This is a genomic window from Rugamonas fusca, from assembly GCF_014042365.1.
GTDB classification, from domain to species: domain Bacteria; phylum Pseudomonadota; class Gammaproteobacteria; order Burkholderiales; family Burkholderiaceae_D; genus Rugamonas; species Rugamonas fusca.
Genome location: NZ_JACEZS010000131.1, coordinates 1 through 213 on the forward strand (window position 1 = coordinate 1; position 213 = coordinate 213).

Annotated in this window: 1 rRNA gene; it reads right to left on the reverse strand. The window is 51.6% G+C overall.

The window, feature by feature from the left end:
• Nucleotides 1–142 precede the first annotated feature (142 nt).
• A 16S ribosomal RNA gene (locus H3H36_RS27975) occupies nucleotides 143–213 on the reverse strand; the annotation flags it as partial.

A 213-nucleotide genomic window follows, 5' to 3' on the forward strand; every position in this document is an offset into this window, starting at 1 on the left:
TGGTTGGACTCGAACCAACGACCCCCGCGTTATCAACACGGTGCTCTAACCAGCTGAGCTACAGCCCCAAATGCTGTTCTTCTTAATTACAGTCGATAAGTGTGAACGCTTGAGGATGATCCGAAGACCAGTGCGACTCTAGAAAGGAGGTGATCCAGCCGCACCTTCCGATACGGCTACCTTGTTACGACTTCACCCCAGTCACGAATCCTA